The organism is Spirobacillus cienkowskii (assembly GCF_037081835.1).
Classification (GTDB): domain Bacteria; phylum Bdellovibrionota_B; class Oligoflexia; order Silvanigrellales; family Silvanigrellaceae; genus Silvanigrella; species Silvanigrella cienkowskii.
In genome coordinates this window covers 2,301,741-2,322,737 of the sequence record NZ_CP146516.1, presented here as the reverse complement: position 1 = coordinate 2,322,737, position 20,997 = coordinate 2,301,741, and the positions used below count along the sequence as shown (strand labels likewise).

Annotated in this window: 15 protein-coding genes; 11 read left to right on the top strand and 4 right to left on the bottom strand. The window is 32.7% G+C overall.

Annotated features, from left to right (window positions below; translation table 11 throughout):
* The first annotated feature begins 47 nt into the window (after positions 1 to 47).
* A complete protein-coding gene (locus Spiro2_RS10320; protein ID WP_338635701.1) occupies positions 48 to 1,958 on the top strand; it encodes a S9 family peptidase in 1,911 nt (636 codons plus the stop codon).
* Between the two features lie 2 nt (positions 1,959 to 1,960).
* Here the strand turns inward: Spiro2_RS10320 and pheT are convergent, their stop codons facing one another.
* Positions 1,961 to 4,765 (bottom strand): phenylalanine--tRNA ligase subunit beta, encoded by a 2,805-nt coding sequence (pheT, locus tag Spiro2_RS10315; protein WP_338635700.1) that lies wholly within the window; start codon positions 4,763 to 4,765, stop codon positions 1,961 to 1,963.
* 27 nt (positions 4,766 to 4,792) lie between these two features.
* Positions 4,793 to 5,917 carry a phenylalanine--tRNA ligase subunit alpha gene (pheS, locus tag Spiro2_RS10310; RefSeq protein WP_338635699.1) on the bottom strand — a complete coding sequence of 375 codons (1,125 nt, stop codon included), beginning with the start codon at positions 5,915 to 5,917 and terminating at the stop codon, positions 4,793 to 4,795.
* Positions 5,918 to 6,341: 424 nt separating this feature from the next.
* Between pheS and Spiro2_RS10305 the strand changes: the two genes are divergently transcribed.
* The gene (locus tag Spiro2_RS10305) at positions 6,342 to 7,064 is read left to right on the top strand and encodes a hypothetical protein (RefSeq protein ID WP_338635697.1); all 723 of its coding nucleotides are present in this window, start codon (positions 6,342 to 6,344) and stop codon (positions 7,062 to 7,064) included.
* Positions 7,065 to 7,230: 166 nt separating this feature from the next.
* Complete coding sequence (locus Spiro2_RS10300; RefSeq protein WP_338635696.1) at positions 7,231 to 8,580, top strand: hypothetical protein; 1,350 nt, start codon at positions 7,231 to 7,233, stop codon at positions 8,578 to 8,580.
* Here the strand turns inward: Spiro2_RS10300 and fumC are convergent.
* Positions 8,568 to 9,962 carry a class II fumarate hydratase gene (fumC, locus tag Spiro2_RS10295; RefSeq protein WP_338635695.1) on the bottom strand — a complete coding sequence of 465 codons (1,395 nt, stop codon included), beginning with the start codon at positions 9,960 to 9,962 and terminating at the stop codon, positions 8,568 to 8,570. The two genes, Spiro2_RS10300 and fumC, sit on opposite strands and share 13 nt — an antisense overlap.
* Before the next feature lie 198 nt (positions 9,963 to 10,160).
* Here fumC and Spiro2_RS10290 point away from each other — a divergent pair, with 198 nt between their 5' ends.
* The 3 genes from Spiro2_RS10290 to Spiro2_RS10280 are packed head-to-tail and all read left to right on the top strand — an operon-like array spanning position 10,161 to position 13,179.
* Complete coding sequence (locus tag Spiro2_RS10290; RefSeq protein ID WP_338635693.1) at positions 10,161 to 10,667, top strand: hypothetical protein; 507 nt, start codon at positions 10,161 to 10,163, stop codon at positions 10,665 to 10,667.
* Positions 10,664 to 11,596, top strand: a complete 933-nt coding sequence (locus tag Spiro2_RS10285; protein WP_338635692.1) for a hypothetical protein — start codon at positions 10,664 to 10,666, stop codon at positions 11,594 to 11,596. Before Spiro2_RS10290 ends, Spiro2_RS10285 begins: the two co-directional genes overlap by 4 nt.
* Positions 11,597 to 11,598: 2 nt before the next feature.
* Positions 11,599 to 13,179 carry a response regulator gene (locus tag Spiro2_RS10280; protein WP_338635691.1) on the top strand — a complete coding sequence of 527 codons (1,581 nt, stop codon included), beginning with the start codon at positions 11,599 to 11,601 and terminating at the stop codon, positions 13,177 to 13,179.
* A gap of 7 nt (positions 13,180 to 13,186) precedes the next feature.
* Here Spiro2_RS10280 and gmd read toward each other — a convergent pair whose 3' ends face one another.
* A complete protein-coding gene (gene gmd / locus Spiro2_RS10275; RefSeq protein WP_338635690.1) occupies positions 13,187 to 14,341 on the bottom strand; it encodes a GDP-mannose 4,6-dehydratase in 1,155 nt (384 codons plus the stop codon).
* Between the two features lie 157 nt (positions 14,342 to 14,498).
* On the opposite strand from gmd, the gene Spiro2_RS10270 reads away from it, so the two are divergent.
* The 5 genes from Spiro2_RS10270 to Spiro2_RS10250 all read left to right on the top strand — a co-directional run bounded on the left by Spiro2_RS10270 (position 14,499) and on the right by Spiro2_RS10250 (position 20,974).
* Positions 14,499 to 15,464: a GDP-L-fucose synthase gene (locus Spiro2_RS10270; protein WP_338637764.1), complete on the top strand. Its 966-nt coding sequence runs from the start codon at positions 14,499 to 14,501 to the stop codon at positions 15,462 to 15,464.
* 18 nt (positions 15,465 to 15,482) lie between these two features.
* Positions 15,483 to 17,375 (top strand): glycosyltransferase, encoded by a 1,893-nt coding sequence (locus tag Spiro2_RS10265; protein ID WP_338635688.1) that lies wholly within the window; start codon positions 15,483 to 15,485, stop codon positions 17,373 to 17,375.
* Positions 17,376 to 17,644: 269 nt separating this feature from the next.
* A complete protein-coding gene (locus tag Spiro2_RS10260) occupies positions 17,645 to 18,595 on the top strand; it encodes a GDP-mannose 4,6-dehydratase (RefSeq protein WP_338635687.1) in 951 nt (316 codons plus the stop codon).
* The gene (locus Spiro2_RS10255) at positions 18,595 to 19,926 is read left to right on the top strand and encodes a UDP-glucose/GDP-mannose dehydrogenase family protein (protein ID WP_338635686.1); all 1,332 of its coding nucleotides are present in this window, start codon (positions 18,595 to 18,597) and stop codon (positions 19,924 to 19,926) included. Before Spiro2_RS10260 ends, Spiro2_RS10255 begins: the two co-directional genes overlap by 1 nt.
* Entirely contained in the window at positions 19,919 to 20,974 is a 1,056-nt protein-coding gene (locus Spiro2_RS10250; RefSeq protein ID WP_338635685.1) for a glycosyltransferase, read from the top strand. Before Spiro2_RS10255 ends, Spiro2_RS10250 begins: the two co-directional genes overlap by 8 nt.
* Positions 20,975 to 20,997: the final 23 nt, after the last annotated feature.

Here is a 20,997-nt window from a genome sequence, read left to right as displayed (position 1 = left end):
TCTATGCCATAGTTTATTTTTAATCTAAATTATAACAGGATGATTCTATGAATGCTCCTCAACAAAACGCAAATTTTGGCACTTGGCAGTCGCCAATCACTGCTGAAATGATTGCCAGTAAATCTATCTCTTTTTCAGATATTCAAATTGATAATCAAAAAATTTATTGGATTGAAAACAGACCTTATGATAATGGCGCATCTGTTATTGTCTGTTATCATCAAGACGGAGCTTTTTTAGATGTTACAACAGCACAATTTAAGGTTGCAACCTCGGTTCATGGGTATGGAGGAGGAGCCTTTTTTGTAAAAGAAAACGATCTTTATTTTTCTAATGCAAAAGACGGATTTTTATATCATAAAAATTTACAAACTTCTAAAGTTACAGCTTTAGTTGGAAATTCTAATTCTTGTTTTGCTGATTTTTCTGTAAATGAATCGAAACAATTTTTATATTGTTTGCGTAACCATGAATCTTCAAATCATCATTTTCCTGTTACCGAAATTGTAATGATTTCTTTAATTGATCAAAAAGTATTTGAGGTATGTACGGGAGCTGATTTTTATAGCTCACCAAGAGTCAGTCCTAATGGCAAACATCTTGCTTGGCTGCAATGGAATAATCCAAACATGCCTTGGGATTGTAATGAACTTTGGCTTGCTGATATTGAGTTCAATGGCGCCTTAATAAACAAAAGAAAAATATCTTCTACAAATTGCGAAGCATTTTATCAACCAACGTGGAGTCGTGATAACATTTTATATGTGTGTAGCGATCGTTCTGGATTTTGGAATCTATATTCTTTAAATGCCAATCATAATAAGTTAACTGCTCTATTTTTTATTGAAGCAGATGTTGGCCGTGCAATGTGGGTACTTGGCACCCGCTGTTTTGATTTTTTAACAGACAATAAAATTTTGTTTATTTATATAGAAAAAGGTGTTTGGAAAACCGGTATTTTTAATTTAGAAACGAATCAAATTGTTAATGTAGATAATAATTTAACTTGTATTAATAGCTTGGCTGCAAATAATAATTTGGTGTGTTACTTAGCAGGAAATCCAGAAACGCCGCTTTCTATTTTAGTGTCTAACAATAATCATTTGCATTTACCAAAAAACATTAGACAATCTTTAAATATTAATTTTGATAAAGCATTTATTTCTAAGCCAGAACTTATTGATTTTCCTACTCAAGATAAAAGTATTGGTTATGCAATTTTTTATCCTCCGCAAAATCCTAATTATTTGCCGTTACTAAATAATAAAACAGCTCCGCCTTTAATTGTGAAAGTTCATGGCGGACCTACTGCTAACGCCGATGTGATGTTTAATTCAAAAGTTCAATTTTTTACAAGCCGTGGTTACGCATACGTTGAAGTCAATTATCGAGGAAGTACAGGTTACGGAAAAGATTATCGCGAAAAACTAAATGGTCAATGGGGAATAATAGACGTACAAGATTGTCTTGATGCGGCTCTGTTTCTTTGTAAAATTGGCAAAGCAGATAAAAATAAACTCATTATTTCTGGCGGCAGTTCTGGTGGGTATACAGTTTTATCGGCCTTAACCTCAGAACAGCAGGTGTTTAATTGTGGTTCATGTACCTTTGGAATTTCTGACTTATTAGACATGGCAAATAATACACATAAGTTTGAAGCCTATTATGATCAAAGGCTGCTAGGGGCGTCACCAACCAAAGATAAAGATGTGTATGTGCAACGTTCTCCAATTCACTCAGCACACAAAATAAAATCTCCCATCATCTTTTTTCATGGGGATCGTGACGTGGTTGTTGATATAAGCCAAACTCAAAAAATAGCAGCAGCACTTAAGCAAAATAATATTTATCATGAGGTTTATATATTTGAAGATGAAGGGCACGGCTTTAAAAAATCTGAAAGTATTATGACAGCATTGATTAAAGAACTTGAGTTTTTGAATCAATGCTGTTTGTGACTTTAACCTCTGAGCTCTCCATTTAAATGATGTTGAATTGCTTCTATAATTGTTAACGAGATTTTTTGAATTTCTTTATCTGTGAATGTTTTTTCTAAAGGAACTAAAAATACTTGAAAAGCAACAGATTGTTTGTTTTCTGGTATCCCTTTGCCTTTATAAATATCAAAAATGTTAACCGATTGCAGGTGCGCAGGAATTTCTTTTTCAATTAAGCTTGATAATGAGTTAGAAACGACTGCGCTAAGATCTTGAGCTGTAACAGAGTTTTCTAAAACAAATGCAAAGTCTCTTTTAATTGTAGGAAATTTTTGAATAATTATAGAGCGCTTGGCAATATTTGTAGGTTTTTGTGCATACTGAATGAGTAATGCTGTATTCAACTCAAATGCAAGGCACACAGTTTCTATTTCATACGCACGCATTGTTTGTGGGTGCAGCTCTCCAGCCCAGCCAACAGCAATTTCTGTATTGTTTTCTGTTCTTAGGTAAAAACCAACGCGTCTTCCTGGATGCAATGCATTTGCAAAAGGGTGATAACAAGCATTGTCTTCGTTTTCTGTGCTTGAAATCTTTTTTACAAATATTTCAAGATTTATGCTTTTGCAGATTTCTGTTACGTGACACATAATATCATGTAACGACCAAGGAATTTCTTGTTTGTTTTGCCATGTTTTTTCTACTTTATTGCCAAATAAAGTACCTGCAAGCCTTGGGGTTTCTACAGGACGTCCTGCTTGAGATTTTTCTTGCGTATAAGTAAATCCTTGAGAAAAATGATAGTCTTGCAGTTTGTTATATGGTTGCGCTGTTTGTATTGCATTTAGATTATTAAACACAAGACTTCCATTAACGTCTGCATTTTGAAAAGTGCGACAAGAATGAAACAGCTGTCCGCTAAAATTACCATAAGCCAAGTTACGATTTACTTTGCGTAACAAGTCAGGAACAAGCGAAGTGTGCAACAATGGCTCATCCCCAATAATTGGATTCAGGAGAGTAATTGGAGTTCCTAATGCATCGGCGGAATGCAAGCCAAGTTTTTCAAAATCATTGGCGCGCATAAAGTGCAAACTAATAACTTCGTTGTAGCCAAGTGCTGCGGTGCGCGAACAGAGTTTTTCAATGATTTTAAAGTGGCTATCATCATGATTCACAACAGCAGGTGCAATAATTGGTGTAGAAGGAACTTTATCAATTCCTACCACACGAATAAATTCTTCTACCAAATCGGCTTCACCACACACATCCATGGAGCGCCAACTTGGAACAACAATGGTTGCAGAATTTTGAGTTGCATTTAAAATGCCAAACCCTAAAGATTTTAAAATGTTTAGTTGTTCTTTGTAGTCAATAATATGCGCACCCAAAATACGTTGTTGCGCGCTTTCTGCAAAATTGATTTTGCTTTGTGGGAAATCAATTTTTACCTGCGGTTGATTCTGTTTATTTAAAGAATGCACAGAGCCGCAATATATTGGAGCTTGACTTTGAGTTTCACACAAAAGTGCATAAAATTCTGCAGCGGCATGAAACCGTGCAGCCGCATCAATGCCTTTTTCAAACATAAAGCTTGCATCTGTTTGTCTTGAGTGACGCCTTGAAGAATGGCGAACAGAAACAGGATGTGGATTGGCAAATTCTACAATAATTTTTTGAGTTGAGTTTGTAACCTTTGAGTGTTCTCCTCCTAATACACCGAGCAAACCTTGAGTTCCTTTCAGATCACAAATCACCTCGTCGGTTTCGTGAAGTTCTCTGTCTTTGCCATCGAGACCCACAAATTTTTCATTGGGTTTTGCTTTTCTAAGTATCAATTTTTTATTGTTGGGGTTTTCAGAAGTTATTTTTTCGAGATCAAAAGCATGACTTGGTTGGCCGTGTGCCAGCAAAATATAATTTGAAATATCAACAATATTATTAATCGAGCTTTGTCCAAGAGCTTCAAGCAAATTTCTAAGCCAAGCTGGACTTGGAGCAACTTGAATTCCATCGAGCGCCATAAAAAAAGCTGGAGCTTCAAGGTGATTTTCTGCTGCAAATAAAATATTGCCACACTCTACAGAGTTATTGTGTGTAACATTTTGTTTAATGTGCTCTTCTGATATTTTGGTTTTATTTGTATAAATTTCTTTTTGCTCAAACGAAATGCCTTCATAAGCAAAAGCAGCCGCGAGTTCTCGCGCAACGCCAACATGGCTTAACATGTCGGGTCTGTTTGGCGTGATGCTCAATTCTAATATGACATCTGTTAAGTTCAATGCTGCAAAAACTGAATTACCAACATTTTGTGCTAATTTTTGGATAGACACACCACCTTGGCATTCTTGATGCAACTCCCAAATTCCATCGCCATCGAGTTCTTTATTAACAGGCAAACCCAGCTCTTCACGAGCGCACAACATGCCAAAACTATCGATGTCACGAATTTTAGAAGGCTTAATTTCTAAATTATTGGGTAATTTTGTACCAAGTAATGCAACAGCGACATATAAACCAGCTCGGGCATTTTGAGCACCACACACTATTTGTTTAGGCGCAGATTCACCTACGTTTACGTAACAAATTTGTAACTTAGAACTATTGGGATGAGGTTCTGCTTTTTCGATGTATCCAACAACAACAGACTCTAAATTTTCTCCATGAATGCGGATGCTATCCACTTCAAAGCCTTGACGTGTTAATAGTGAGGTTATTTTTTCGAGGTTGTATGTTTCAATTTCTGTTTGTTTATTATTAAGAACAGTTTGTGTTTTTATTTTTGGTAAAGAAATATATTTTTCTACAAATTTTAAACTTGCAAGCATTTTTGTTACCTTTTGTAATTAAAAAAGTTAAGACAAAGAAAATGATTTTAAAAAGGCAACATCTCCATCTAACATTGAGCGGAGATCTGCAATGGCAAAGCGATCTTTTGCCATACGATCAACCCCAAAACCTAACGCAAAACCACTATATACTTTTGTATCAATGCCACAGTTTTCTAGCACCTTACGGTTTACTAAACCGCAACCGCCAATTTCTGACCAACCTGTGTGCTTGCAGCTGCGACAACCTTTACCAAAACATTGTTGGCATTCGACATCCACTTCTGCGCTGGGTTCTGTAAACGGGAAATAGCTTGAGCGAAAACGCAATTTAACGGGTCTGCCAAATGCGGCATTCAGCATTTCATTGATTGTATGACGCAAATGTCCCATATGAATGCCTTTATCAACAACAAGACATTCAATTTGACGAAATGAAGGAAGGTGAGTCATATCATATTCGTTACGGTACACGCAGCCAGGGCATACGATTTTAAGAGGCAATTGTCTTTCGAGCATTGCATGGCTTTGTGCGTTGCTGGTGTGAGTTCTTAGTACCCATTCGCTGGCTAAAAAGAATGTATCTTGCATTTCGCGGGCAGGGTGATCTTTCACCACATTTAACGAGTCAAAATTATAAAAATTATTATCAATCTCTGGACCATCAATTACCGTAAAACCCATACGGTGAAAAGGCTCCATGAGATCGCGCATGAGTGTTGTAACAGGATGGCGCGAACCAATATTTTGTTTAGGTAACGGAAGGGTGATGTCAACTGTTTCGCCAGAGAGTCTTTTTGCTTCGTCCTCATGACGCCAAGTCATAAAAAAGAACTTTAAGCTTTGTTCAATTTCTTGCTTGAGTTCATTAATTAATGCTCCGGCTGGTTTGCGTTCTTCTGCGGGAATATTTTTGAGTGATTTGAGCCAATCTTGTAGCGGAGATTTTTTACCACTAAAACGAATTCTAATTTCTTCAATGAGTTCTTGGTTAAAGATATCAAGTTGTGGGATTCGTTTTCCGTTTAGTCCAATCACTTCTACAAGATTTTTTCTTTCATTTTCAATCATGGATTGCAAATCGGTAAAATTTTGATAGGTGGTTGCAGATTGGGTGTTAAGGATGTGCTTTATGGCATCAGTTCCTGGCATGTTTCTGGCTTCTCCTGGCAATGATTCAGATATTAAAGATGCTGAAAATAAAAGCAAAAAATTAAGAAGCTTTAATTTAAAGCAACTTTGAGCTTATATCTTTAACTTAAAAAATAGCAATACTTAAGAAAGCTATGAGAAATTTAGGTATATCTGCTTTTAATTGAGTTTGCAAATTAAAGTAATTATCTGAGGAAATTTAAAAAATATCAATTTAAACAATGCGTTCCTTTGTAAATTGAGAAAGAGGACGCATATGAAAAACAAGTTAATTTTTAGCATATTTGGTTTAAATTTATTTTTTGTTGGTTGTAAATCGGAGCAGCTCGATTGAGACATTATTTCTCTTCAATCACACCGTAAAATAATATTTGCTTTAAAAAAAGAAGATGGAACATATCAAGTTAACAAAGGGTCTTGGGTAGTGCCGCCAAACGTAAAAAGCGTGAGAGTTATTGGCTGTTCAGGAGGCAATGGTGGCGGCGGTGGCGGAGCTGGTGGAGCTGGATCGACTTTTTTTAAAGGAAGTTGGTGGGGAGCTTCGTTTTCTGGAGGGGGTTCTCAAGGAGGTGATGCCAACGGCATTAAAAATTCTGGTTTCTTAGGGGGTGAAGGTCAAGCTGGAACTATAGGAGGATCGCCTGCTCTTAGAGCACACGACGGTTATGCTCCAGAACAGAGTGCCACGATTCCAGGTAAAGAGGGATTGTTTGGGACGCCTACAGTGTTTGGTGAGTATAAATTTTCTGAAGCATCAAAAAATGTTTTTAATTACAATTATGTAAGCACAATAAGAACATTAATTGGTTTAGAAGAAGTGTGCCATGGTGGAGATGGTGGTGACGGTGGTTTTGGCGGGAAAGGGTGTACTTCTGGGAGTTCTATTGGAGCCAATGGCGGTAACGGTGGCAAAGGTGCATCTGGATTTCATGGAGCGCTTCAAGAAGCATTTATTGATGTGCAACCAGGACAAGTTATTAACTATCAAGTAGGAATTGGCGGTGCTGGAGGTGCTGGAAGTCAGCAAAATACAATAAGTAAATTTGACCATAATAATGCATTATGTGCGGCAGGCAATGGAAATACAGGAAAAAATGGTCAGCAAGGACGGCCTGGAATAATTATAATTGACTGGAATAGTTACTAATATTATTTATTTTTTGTTTTTTATTTAATTAATTTATAGTTATTACGATAATTTTTTTAGACTTGAAAATTTAATAAATATAGAATACCAAAAAAAATTAAAGAAACAGTAAAAATCATTTCTCGTTTCTTTTTTTTTATTACACTTTATTTGATTGGGTTTTTGTATGAATAAATTTTTTTTAAAGAAAATATTTAAAAAAATTAGTTTTATTGGTTTCTTGTTTCTTATTATGACTCTAAAAGTGAATGCCCAGGATAATGAAAAAATTGCTTGGGTAAAAAATTTTCGAAAAGCTGGAGACGGAACTCAAGTTGCTGCAATTGTATCGGATAGCAATAATAATACAATTGTATTGCTTAATGCGAATAAGTTCTCACCTGATGATAGTAAAAAAAATCTTCAATATTCATATATTATATTACGTAATAAAAATGGAAAAAAAGAATGGAGAGTTCCGTTAAATAATAAAAACGATACTAAAGTTATAGGTCAAAATTTATCCATTGATAATAACGGAAATATTTATGTTTTAGGGATAATTGAACAAAGTAATAATAGGAAAAATTTTATTGCAAAATATGATTCCGAAGGAAAAAAACAGTGGGATAAAATATTAGGTGATGTTGATAATAAGACGAGTTTACAAAAAATATTAATAGGAAAGTATAATAATATTTATGCATTAGGAACTAATGTCTCTGAAGAAATTAATGTTGTTTTATATAAATTTGATTTTGATGGTAATAATCTTTTTGAAAAAAAATATACTCATCTTGGTTTTGGAAAAGGTTCTGTTGATAGAACTATCACTGCAAAAATGGATAAAGATGAAAATATTTATATAGCAGGGCAAACTAGTTTATCTTCTGAATGTTTATTTATTTTAAAAGTAAATTTACATGGAGTTCTTACATTTAAAGAATTGCTTAGTATATCTAATTATAACTTATTTTTAGCGGATTTAAATATTGATGATAAAGAAAATATTTATTTAGGAGGTGGAGCTTCTTCTACGGCGGATGGAATTTTTAGTTTTAATCAAGAAAATGAAGTTCTTAAAGTAAAAAAATACAGTGTAATATCTGGCTATCAAGATTATTTTATTTTAAAGTTTAACGCTAAAGAAATTAAAAAAGATTGGATTCGTATATATGGAAATAAAGATGAATTTAATAATATTTATGATTTAAAAGTTTATGAAGACCAGATTTTTGTGATAGGTTCTTTAAATAAACAGAATGATCTAAATAAACTTTTTATTAAAAGTTATAATTTAAATGGAGAGAATAATTGGTCTTATTTTTTACCATATTCTGTAAATAGAGTTATTAATAGTTATAATAAAGCTAAGTTAACGGTTAATACTGAAGGTGATTTAATTATAGGTGGTTCTGTAAAATCTTTAGAAGAGCATAAACTGGGTGTGCATTATTATGGTGCTTTAATTAAAATAATTAACAATAAAAAAATAATTAAAGGCCACAACCCATTAATTAATAATCACTTACCATGAGGTGCCAGCATTTTGCTCGGATCTACCCATCCATCAAACTGGTCTGCGGTAAGGTAGCCAAGCTTTATAGCCTCTTCTTTAAGAGTGGTGCCATTTTGATGCGCTGTTTTTGCAATTTTAGCCGCTTTATCATAGCCAATATATGGGTTTAATGCTGTAACAAGCATGAGCGATTTTTGCATAAGTTCATTAATACGTTCCGTATTGGCTTTAATCCCAGCCGCGCAGTGATCATTAAATCCTACAAAAGAATCTGCCAGAAGCCTAATTGAATGCAAAACATTATGAATAATAACAGGTTTAAAGACGTTTAACTCAAAATTGCCTTGGCTTGAGGCAAGGGTTACGGCAACATGATTTCCCATAACTTGGCAACATGCCATGGTTGCGGCTTCACTTTGAGTCGGATTGACTTTTCCTGGCATAATGGAGCTACCGGGTTCATTTTCTGGAATTGAAATCTCTCCAATGCCACAACGCGGACCGCTAGATAGCCATCTAATATCATTTGCAATTTTCATAAAAGCGGTGGCAGTTGTATTAAGGGCTCCAGAAAGATTAGCAAGCGCTTCTTGTCCTGCTAACGCCTGAAATTTGTTGGGCGCCGTAATAAATGGAATGCGTGTGAGCTCAGAAAGCTTTTGTGCAATGCCTTTAGCATAGTCTTTGTGTGAATTTAAGCCCGTTCCAACAGCAGTTCCTCCTGCCGCCAATTCACAAACCATTTCCATCGCATGAGACACGGCTTTTTTGCACATTTTAAGTTGCATCACCCAACCACTGACTTCGTCTCCTAAAGTGAGCGGTGTGGCGTCCTGTAAATGCGTTCTCCCAATTTTAATAATCTTTTCGAACTCTTTGGATTTTTTTTCAAAGGTTGTTATCAATTTATCAATTGCTGGAAAAAAATTTTCATAAACTGCGATAGCTGCCGCAACATGCATTGCGGTTGGAAAGCTATCATTGGTACTTTGACCTCTGTTGACATCATCGTTGGGATGAATTGGCTTTTTGCTTCCAATTGTACCTCCAGCCAGTTCTATTGCGCGGTTTGAGATCACTTCGTTGAAGTTCATGTTTGTCTGAGTGCCCGACCCGGTTTGCCACACGACCAACGGAAAATGATCGTCAAATTTTCCAGCAATCACTTCATCTGCTGCTTGGCAAATAAACTTCTCTTTGTCGGCAGCAAGTTCGCCTAATTGGACGTTTACCAGTGCTGCAGCCTTTTTAACTAGTCCGTAAGCTCTTATAAATACACGAGGAAATCTTTCTCCGCTGATTTTAAAGTTTTCAAAACTACGTTGTGTCTGCGCCCCCCAATACACATTTTGAGGTACAGAAATTTCGCCCATGCTGTCTGTTTCTATTCTGGTAGACATAGTAGAATCTCCAAGTAAGATAAAAATTAATTAAGAATTCTGGCAGTGTTTTTTGTCCTTACAAACTGATTGTAAGGACTATACACAATACTTATAGGGGTGGCTTTAAAAAGCATCAAGTTTTCGGGCGTCTAAAGAGCTCAATTTTAACGCCGATAAACTAATATCAGGCTATTGTCTGGATTTGAGGTGAAAGGCATGGAAGTCATAGTCAACAATACAACTATAGAATTTTCAGGACTCTTAAACGAAGAGTCGTCGGTTGCAAACATTAAAAAAGCTCTTGAACTTGCTTTTAGCAATGCAAAAGACAAAGTGGTGCGGCTTGATTTTTCTAAAGTTAAAAGGGCAAATTCTTGCGGTATATTGGCTTGGTATAAAATATTAGAAGATTTTAAAGATGGTAAATGTATTTACACAAACGTTCCTCGTTGGTTGGTAGAGCAGTTTAATATTAGTGATTTTTTAACTGACAGAACCTATGTTGAAAGTATTCAAGCAAATTTTTATTGCCCTGCAAATGACACGCATGAGACGTTACTTTTAACAATTGGCAAAGAAATTCCAATTTTAGATAATTATGATAATTTTAATTTGGTGATGAAAAGCAAAGATGGTTTTGATCTAGAAATTGATTTTGAGCCCAATGAGTATTTTTATTTTATTTCTTCGAATACCAAAAGGTTTAAGGGAGAAGCTGCGTGAAAGTTGTTTGCTTTTTACCAGACTCTATTTCTTTCCAAAATAAACTAGGAATGCTCACTCGTTCTGCTGGAGTTGATTTTCAGCCATGTAAAACAGAAGAAGAAGCAAAAATTTTTGCAGCAAAAGAAATTGAGCGCTTTTTTTTATTTGCTGATGCTAAAAAAGTCGCTTTTTTAAAAGAATTTTCTTTGGCATACCCAAGTAGTCGAATAATTGTAATTTTACAAGAATCGTTGCAAAGAGTGATTCCGCAATTGATGGATTGTCCTAATATTCAATGTTTTGTCGCAACAAATAATGGTGAATTTGATGCGAGAGAACTCATTTTATTACTGAAAAAATTTGAATCTAAAGATTATCCAGGACTCGATAAGCATCTTGGATTTCCTGCTATATTCAATCAAAAATTTATTAAAAACCAAATTGATAAAAAAGAAGCTCTTACAAATTTAGAAGGATTTATTTTAAAGATTGGTGGTAACACAGAAAGATTTCATCATTATGCGCAAAGAGTGTGCGATCTTGCAGACGAACTTTTACTCAACGCAGTATTTGATGCAAACCCAAGGTTAAAACAAAGTTCTAGAAATGAAATTTTTCAGCTTGGTGAAGAAGAGCAGGTTACCATCAAATGGGGTTTTGATGGTGAAGTGTTTGGAGTTTCTGTGGCTGATCCTTTTGGTACTTTAACCAAAAAAACGGTGATGCAATACATTGATGAAAATCAAAAAACAGAATCTATGGGTAAAAGAGCAAGTGGTGGACTTGGAATTAAATTAATTTTTGATCGTTTGCATCACTTTATTGTTAATGTAAAACCAGGAAAAATGACGGAAGTCGTGTGTTTGATGAGGTTTGAAAAGAGATTTAAAGATTTTGATAGTCGTTTACGGAGCTTTCATTTTTTTCAAGTTGAGGACAGCAATTAATTATGTCTGCCGAGTTTAGCAAGGATCTTGATAAAGCCCTTGCGGCACAAATATTAAAAAATGTTTCAACAGGAATTGCTCTGTTTAGTCCAGACGATCATTTTATGCGTTGGTGTAACGCAACTTTTAAAAAGCAAACTTGGTTTGGTGGTGCTGGAAAATCTGCCGCAAAAGTTAATATTAGTGATTTATTTGATAAAAAAGATCATAAATTAATTTATGATCTTTTTAATATCGCATTAAGTCTTGGGCAAGCTTACGATTTTCAAAGGCAAGTGAGAAGAGGGCCTGTAGGTTCTTTTCCTGCAGAAGTTAAGTTGCATAAAATAGTCATTAGCAATGCTGAAAACCAAGAAGAAATTTTAATTTGTATGGAGATTGCCGATCTCAGTTTAACAAAAATGTATGATGAGTTGCAAAGTACTCATTCTCAAATGAGAGAAAAAATGGCAGATTTGATGTCTGCTCAAGCTGAACTGCATTACTCAGTTCGCATGAATACAATTTCAGAAATTGGTGCAGACATTGCACACCAGCTTATTAATCCTATCACCATGTGTCGCGGTATTTTGCAAACTCAAATTACCCCAATTCTTACCGATCCCGCTGCTCAAGATGATATGAAAAAAGCACTGCAATACATGCAAGATATTCAAGATCTTGCTGTGTGGTTTAGAAAATTTTCAAATCCAAAACTTTCAGAAACTCAAATTACTAAAATTATGAGCATGGTTGATGATGCGCTAATGCTTAATGTGCATCGATTTACAACTCAGGGTGTGACTTATAAAATTCGTAAAGATGAAAACTATGACCCTGCAGTATTAGCAAATCCTGTAAATTTTATAATGTGGTTAAACGCTGCTTTTGCAGAATTATGCAATATTATTCCTCAGGGTAATAGTGTTATTTACATTGATATTAATGGTAATGATGAGTTTGTCACAATTTCTGCGCAGTGTGCCTGTGTCCCAGGCGGCAAACAAAAAGTCACAATCACAACTCTCGAAAAGTTTGCAAATAAAATGCCTGGAAGTGCTAAGTTTGAAGCAATTTTACAAGAGTCTCATGTGTTGTTTAGCCTTGGGTTAAATTGTTTTCAAGAAGCCGAAGAGCAAAAAGATGATGCAGAAAAAGAGGGTGCAACTACAGATGGTGCAGCAACCTCTACAACAAAATTATCGGCAACAGATCGCCCTTTAGTGCTGATTGTTGATGACGAACCTGATATTCGCCGTTTGGTAAAACGGGCTATGAAACAATCTGGATGGGAGTCAATCGAAGCGGGAGATGGTTTAGAAGCTCTTGAGTATTTTCAGGATGAAGCAAAAAAACCTTTTGCAGAACGTATTGTTGCTATTATTTGTGATGTGCGGATGCCGCGTATGACTGGACCACACTTTTTGGTTGCGTTGCGTGAAGAGAAAATATTAACACCATTCATCTTTTTTAGCAGTAATTTAGTAAATCAAGGCGGTGAAAACGGCTTTAAATATGATAATGTTTTTTATGTTACTAAAGAAGCAGGTCTTGATGAAGTGAAAAAGTTGGTTGCTAAATATATGCCTGCGAGTGGGTCATAATTATTTTTTAATTTGTAAATGTGTTGTTTTCTACAAATTTTTTATGCCAGGCTAAAAATCCACCATCACTATGCGATAAAAATTCTACAGAATTATTTAAATCGAGTTGCTGTTTGTTATCTTGAATTCTTTTTAAGTCTGCTAAAACCATTTCTTGACAGAGTTCTTCCACGGTGACATGAGGCTGCCATCCTAGCTCAGTTTGAGCTTTTGAGTAATCTCCAATTAAGAGATCGACTTCAGTTGGCCTAAAATAGTTGGGGTCTATTTTTACAACAGTGCGCCCTGTTTTGATGCATTTGGCAATTTCATTCGCTCCGTTACCTAAAAATTCTAGGTTAACTCCAGCATGTTTAAATGCCATTGTTAAAAACTCGCGTACAGAAGTTGTTTTGTTTGTTGCAAGAACAAAATCATCTGGTTGCGAATGATTTAATATTCTCCACATTCCTTCAACGTAATCACGGGCATGTCCCCAGTCTCTTTGTGCATCTAAATTTCCAATAAATAAGCAATCTTGAACACCTAATGCAATGCGCGCAGCTGCCATCGTGATTTTTCTTGTGACAAATGTTTCGCCTCGCAGGGGGCTTTCATGATTAAATAAAATACCATTGCATGCAAAAATATTATAAGCTTCCCTGTAATTCACTGTTATCCAGTAAGCATAAAGTTTTGCTGCGCCATAAGGGCTTCTTGGGTAAAAAGGTGTTTTTTCGGATTGTGGAATTTCTTGAACTTTACCAAACAGCTCGCTTGTAGAGGCTTGGTAAAACTTTGTTTTGTGAGTGAGATTTAAAATACGAATGGCTTCTAACAAACGCAAAGTACCAATACCATCGGCGTTTGCAGTATATTCAGGGGTTTCAAAACTAACATGAACATGGCTTTGTGCAGCCAAGTTATAAATTTCATCCGGTTGGACATCTTGAATAATGCGAATGAGGTTTGTGCTATCAGTCAGATCGCCGTAATGTAAAAAGAACTTAGCATTAGGGTTATGTCTATCAACAAAAATATGGTCGACTCTTTGAGTATTAAAATGACTTGCTCTACGCTTTATGCCATGTACTATGTAACCTTTTTTTAGTAATAGTTCTGCAAGGTAGGCACCATCTTGACCTGTGATGCCAGTTATGAGCGCAACTTTGGGATGAGTCATGATTATCTCCTAGAGAAAGCAACTATAATCTTTCTTTTAACCTTAAGTTTTAAGAAAAAGCAATTATAATTTTTAGGGTTTAATGTGATGATATAAATTAAAGTTACATAATATTTTATGTTATTTTTAATTGAAGGGAGACAAAAATTTGGCTTTAATGACAAAACAAGATAAAATCTTTATAGCAGGGCATAACGGTATGGCTGGCAGTGCTATTTTAAATTGTTTTAAGCAAAATGGTTATGAAAATATTATTACGCGTTCAAGAAACGAGCTTGATTTGATGAATGCACGTGATGTAGATAATTTTTTTGCAACTGAAAAAATAGATGTTGTCATTCTTGCCGCAGCGAAAGTCGGTGGAATATGGGCTAACAGTAATTATCCTGCTGAATTTATATATAATAATTTACAAATTCAAAATAATGTTATTTGGGCTGCTCATAAATATGATGTACACCGCTTGGTATTTTTAGGTAGTAGTTGTATTTATCCAAAAGAATGTAAACAGCCCATTAAAGAAGAGTATATATTAACTGGAACATTAGAGTACACCAATAAGGCATATGCAATCGCCAAAATTGCTGGGATAGAGTTAATTAATAGTTTAAGAAAGCAATTTAAAAGGGATTATTTTTCTGTTATGCCAACAAATTTATTTGGCCCCAAAGATAATTATCATCCAGAAAACTCGCATGTTATTGCTTCATTAATTAAGAAATTTTGCGAAGCAAAAAGCAATAATTCTTCAGAAGTTATTGTTTGGGGAGATGGCTCTCCTTTAAGAGAATTTATGCATTCTGAAGAATTGGCGGATGCAATTTTATTTTTGTCTTCTAAAGTTTCTTACGATGATTTTGAAGAATCAGATTTAGGAAAAAATAATATAAGTCATATCAATGCGGGTTCGGGAATAGAAATTAGTATTAAAATTTTAGCTTACTTAATAGCAGAAATTGTTGGATTTGAAGGAAATATAATTTTTGACGTAACAAAACCTAATGGAACGCTAAGAAAAATTATGGATAATTCGGTGATTAAAAATTTTGGTTGGAATAATTCTAATAATTTTAAAGAATTGTTAACTAAAACTATTTATAGTTTTAGAGAGAGTGTGAAGTAGTTGGAGTTTGGAAAAATCATGACTAATATAAAAATTACTTTAATTACTGTTTGTTATAACTCAGAAAAAACTATTGAAGATACTTTGTTATCTGTAGTAAATCAAGATTATCAAAATATTGAATATATTATAATTGATGGAGGATCTACTGATAAGACAATTAATATTATTAAAAATTATGAAAATAAAATCTCAAAACTAGTTTCTGAAAAAGATAATGGCATTTATTTTGCTATGAATAAAGGTCTAAAATTAGCGACAGGTGATATTATTGGCTTTATTAATTCTGATGATGTGTTTGCTGATAATAATGTTATTAAAGAAATTTCTCAAAAATTTCTAGAATTTAATTGTGAAATAGTATATAGCGATGTGATGTTTGTTCAAAGAGATAACGCTTTTATTCCAAAAAGATACTGGAAAATTTCCGAATTTAAACAAGTTAAACTCCATTTGGGTTGGTCGCCTCCGCATCCTACGTTTTATGCTAGAAAAGAACTTTACAATAATTTTGGGTTTTTTGATATAAAATTTAAAATAGCTGCTGATTATGAATTGATGATTCGTTTTTTAAAAAATACTAATAAAAAAATGATCAAATATATTCCTAAAGTAACAGTTGTAATGAAAGAAGGGGGGGTGAGTAATAATTCTATAAGGTCGTACTTAAAAGGAAATATAGAATCAGCTTTAGCATTAAAGAAAAACAAAGTTTTTTTATTCTTTTTAATAATTTTCTTTAAGCCATTTCTAAAAATCAAACAATTTTTCTTACCAAAAAATTTTCTTCCGTATAAGTATATATATTTTAAACAAAGTCTTAAAATTATAGGTAAAATTATAGATTTTGTTTTATTTCCATTTATTCGAAAGAAAAACTATAACATAGAAAAAAATAGTATACAAAAAATTCTTGTTAACGATTGTTATTTAATTGGTGATAATATAATGACTACAGCATTAATGAATAACTTAAAATATAATTTTCCAAATGCAAAAATTGATTCTTTGGCTAACGAATGGTCAAAATATATTTATAGTGATTCTCTTGTTGATAAAAAATATATAGTTAAAACTCCATGGTCTACCTATGATTATTCTTTAAAAAATATTTTTAATTTTTTTAAAAAAATAATGCTAATTCGTAAGCAAAAATATGATATAGCTATTGAAACTCGAGGAGATTGGCGAAATTGTTTTGTATTATGGCTTATAAACGCAAAATTTAGATTTTCTCCTTTATTTACAGGTGGAAATGTTTTTATTAATAAACAAGTAAAAATTGATAATGTAAAAGAAAATCTTTTTGAGATTCGGCGTAAAATTGCTTTAGCAGTTACTGCAAATGATGAAAGATTTATCCCATTAATTCCTGTTTCAAATCAGCATGAAAATGATATTCTGACTTATTTAAAAAGCAATGACTTACAAGAAAATAAGTTTGTTGTGATTCATCCTTGTGCTAGTAATATTAAAAGAATGTTATCTATTGATTACCTATATAGAGTATTTTTATTAGTTAAAAATAAAAATTTAAAAGTTATTTTTGCCTATGGTCCGAGTGATTATAATTATATTACCGAAATTAAAGCTAAGTTGTCTAAAGAGGATATTAATGCCGTGATTTTTTTTCAAAAATCATTATTGCATTTAGCAGCTTTAATTAAAAAATCATTATTCTGTATTTCAATGGATAGCGCTGTTGCACATCTTGCAGGAGCTTTAAATAAACCTATTATTGTTTTTAATTTTCATGATAGTCCAGAAATTACAAGACCTTTCTCAAAAAAAGATGTTTTAATGATTAATTCTTCTCTATTAAATTGGAATTTAGGCGCTGTAGAGCAAAAATTACTTGTTTTTTGTAGTGATAAATACAAAAATATATTCCATAAAAATGACAGTGAATAAATCAGTTGTTTATGTAATATTTATGGTTTATGAACAAGAATTTTTAGTTAGGGCTTATTTTTGAAAAAGATGTAAATATATTTGAGAAAAGAAGTTGCAGATAGTAAAGTATACAGTGATGAGTTGGATCAGTCATTTTACTGCTAGCTCCTTTCTTAAGATCGTTTTTGCAAAAATTATTTAACAAATCGGATCTATTATTATAGATTTTGCAATAACTTTCTAAGATATTATTTTTGAATTAATTTTTTAAATATGGAAATTTTACAATGAACATTTTAATTACAGGCGGCGCAGGCTTTATAGGATATCATGTTGCACATGAATTATTAATGAACAATAACACAGTTTATAGTATAGATAATTTTTTGAGTGGTCAAAAAGAAAATATATTACTATTACAAAGAAAGTTTCCAAAAAAATTTATATTTAAAGAAATTGATGTGTTAAATTTTAATGAAATTCTTAGTTTCTTGGGTGAAACTAATGTTGATCAAATTTTTCACTTAGCATGCCCAGCATCTCCGCCAATTTATCAAAAAAATCCACTTAATACTTTAGATATCTGTTATCTCGGTTCAAAAAATATGCTTGAACTTGCTAAATTATATAATGCAAAAATTTTGCTTGCTTCAACGAGTGAAGTTTATGGAGACCCCCTAGTTCATCCTCAATCAGAAGACTATAAAGGAAATGTTAATACTTACGGAATAAGAGCGTGCTATGACGAAGGCAAAAGAGCAATGGAAACATTGGGTTTTATTTATTTACAAATGAAGGTTGATGTTAAAATTGCTAGAATATTTAACACTTATGGACCAAGAATGTTTTCCCAAGATGGTAGATTATTGACTAATTTTATTATTCAAGGCTTAAAAAAACAAGATCTTACTGTTTATGGTGATGGAGAACAAACTCGTTCTCTTTGTTATTGTACAGATCTTATTAATGGTTTAATTAAGCTTATGAATTCAAATATAAACTTTCCTATAAATTTGGGAGGTCAGCTTGAATTAAAAGTTATAGATATTGCTAAATTAGTAATTAAGTTAATTGGTTCTAATCTTAAAATTGTTTTTAACCCTTTACCAGCAGACGACCCAAAGCAACGCATGCCCGATATTTCAAAAGCAAAAATGCTTTTAAATTGGTCTCCTGAGGTTACTCTTGAAGATGGGATTTCAAGCATGATATTAGATTTTAAGGAAAGGTTTAACTAATGGATTTATGTGTAATTGGTGCTGGTTATGTAGGCTTGGTAAGCGCCGCGTGTTTTGCTGAACTAGGGCATAAAGTTATTTGTATTGACAAAGATGTAGTTAAAATTAAATTATTAAAAAAATATGAAATTCCAATATATGAACCAGGTTTGAGTGATTTAATAAAAAATAATATGATGTTGGAAAGATTAGATTTTTCTAATGATTTAATTGCTTCAATTAAAAATAATCCTGTAATACTCATTGCTGTTGGAACTCCTTCAAATGAAGATGGTTCTTCTGATTTAAAACATGTTGTAGCAGTAGCAGAGCTTATTGGACAAAACATAGAAAATGATAAAGTTGTAATTATCAAATCAACGGTACCTGTAGGAACTAATTTACTTATTAAAAATAAAATTGAAAAAGAATTAGAGAAAAGAAATATTAATAATGTAACAATTGATATTGTTTTTAATCCAGAGTTTTTAAGAGAAGGATTTGCAATCAATGATTTTATGTATCCAGATAGAATTGTGATTGGTTTAGAAAATAATAAATCAAAGGAATTAATTTTACAATTGTATGAAAAATTAATATTAAATGATCATCCAATTCTATTTATGGATTTAAAGTCTGCGGAATTAACTAAATATGCATCAAATTCAATGCTTGCATTAAGAATCAGCTTTATGAATGAGCTAGCTTCTTTTTGTGAAGTTTTAGGTGCAAATATAGATCATGTTAAAAATGGTATGGGTTTAGATAAAAGAATTGGTACAGAGTTTTTACAATGTGGTCTTGGTTATGGAGGTAGCTGTTTTCCAAAAGATATTAAAGCATTAATAAGTTCCATGAAAGAAAATAAGTTAACATCTAAGATTTTAACCGCAGTTGAAAAGGTAAATCAAAATCAAAGAAAACTATTTTTTAATAAAATATTAACTCACTTTAATAATGATATTAAGAATAAAGTTTTGTGTTTATGGGGATTGGCATTTAAAGCAAATACTGATGATGTTAGAGAATCTCCAGCAGCATATTTAATAAATATGTTAACTAATGCAGGTGCATATGTTAATGTGAATGACCCTAAAGCTTTAAAATTTGTAGATCATTGTCTTTCAAACGTTCAACAAGTTTCAGCATGCGAAGATATGTACCAAACTCTTGAAAATGCTGATGCTTTAATAATTGCTACGGATTGGGAAATATATAAAAATCCAGATTTTGATAAGATTGAAAAATTATTAAAGGAAAAAACAATATTTGATGGAAGAAATATATTTGCTCATTTTAATTTAAAAGATCTTGGTTGGAAATATTATAATATAGGCAATCACTATGGTTAAGGAAAAAAAAATTTTGTTGTTTTGGGAAGGTTTGCCTTCATGCGCGTTAATTACAAAAAAAGTAGTCAGCATATATGGAGATAATTTAGTATTTATCGCAACTAAGCCTAATGTGCCATTTGAGAGCTTTGAAGAAAGAATAGGAAAAAAAATTATTTGGTTAGAACATCCGAATGATATTTGGCGTAAAAAAGATGAGTTCACTGATATAGATTTAATTATACATACTGGTTGGTGTTGGAAGGGATGGGTAAAATTTGATAAGTTAATGAAAAAAAATGGTACTAAAGTATGTGTTTCTGTTGATAATAGATTTAAATTTAATATTAGGCAAATAATAGGTTTTTTTTATTATAGAATATTTTTTAAAAAAGTTTTTGATTTTGTTTTTGTACCAGGTAATTCAGCATTTAATTTAATGAGATTTTTAGGTGTTGCTAATAATAATATTTTTAAAGGTCTATATGGTTGCGATGAAACTATTTTCTTTAGTAAAGTAAATTTTAACAAAAGAAAAAATCAATTTATTTTTGTAGGCCAACTAATACATAGAAAAGGTATAGATATACTATTAAAAGCATTTAAAGAATATAAGTCTAGTAAAGGGAGTTGGGGATTAAAAATTATCGGTGGTGTGGGTTGGAATAGCAAGTTTGGAAATCTTCCGTATGAAATAGAATATTCTGAATTTCTACAACCAAATGAATTATCTAGTGAAATGAATAATTCAAAATGTTTTATTTTTCCTTCTCGAGATGATCATTGGGCAACTGTGGTACATGAGGCAACGTGTTGTGGACTTCCTATTATTTTAACTAAAACAGTAGGTGCATATGAAGATCTTTTAATTGAAGGAAAAAATGGATTTTTAATGACAAATAATAATTCAACTAAGCTTGCAAAATTAATGCTAGAAATTGAATCACTAGACTTAAATAAAAAACTTTATAGCTTTCATGAAAAGTCACTTGAAGTTTCTAAATTATTTGGAACAGAAGCATATACAAAATCTTTTAATAAAATTGTTGAATCAATTGATAAATCATAATGTTTTTATATTATACGTCTTCA

Coding starts and splice junctions, on each gene's coding strand:
- Spiro2_RS10255 (WP_338635686.1), top strand. CDS start 18,595: ATGGATTTATGTGTAATTGGTGCTGGTTATGTAGGCTTGGTAAGCGCC.
- Spiro2_RS10265 (WP_338635688.1), top strand. CDS start 15,483: ATGACTAATATAAAAATTACTTTAATTACTGTTTGTTATAACTCAGAA.
- Spiro2_RS10260 (WP_338635687.1), top strand. CDS start 17,645: ATGAACATTTTAATTACAGGCGGCGCAGGCTTTATAGGATATCATGTT.
- Spiro2_RS10290 (WP_338635693.1), top strand. CDS start 10,161: ATGGAAGTCATAGTCAACAATACAACTATAGAATTTTCAGGACTCTTA.
- pheS (WP_338635699.1), bottom strand. CDS start 5,917: ATGCCAGGAACTGATGCCATAAAGCACATCCTTAACACCCAATCTGCA.
- Spiro2_RS10300 (WP_338635696.1), top strand. CDS start 7,231: ATGAATAAATTTTTTTTAAAGAAAATATTTAAAAAAATTAGTTTTATT.
- gmd (WP_338635690.1), bottom strand. CDS start 14,341: ATGACTCATCCCAAAGTTGCGCTCATAACTGGCATCACAGGTCAAGAT.
- Spiro2_RS10320 (WP_338635701.1), top strand. CDS start 48: ATGAATGCTCCTCAACAAAACGCAAATTTTGGCACTTGGCAGTCGCCA.
- fumC (WP_338635695.1), bottom strand. CDS start 9,962: ATGTCTACCAGAATAGAAACAGACAGCATGGGCGAAATTTCTGTACCT.
- Spiro2_RS10250 (WP_338635685.1), top strand. CDS start 19,919: ATGGTTAAGGAAAAAAAAATTTTGTTGTTTTGGGAAGGTTTGCCTTCA.
- Spiro2_RS10280 (WP_338635691.1), top strand. CDS start 11,599: ATGTCTGCCGAGTTTAGCAAGGATCTTGATAAAGCCCTTGCGGCACAA.
- pheT (WP_338635700.1), bottom strand. CDS start 4,765: ATGCTTGCAAGTTTAAAATTTGTAGAAAAATATATTTCTTTACCAAAA.
- Spiro2_RS10270 (WP_338637764.1), top strand. CDS start 14,499: ATGACAAAACAAGATAAAATCTTTATAGCAGGGCATAACGGTATGGCT.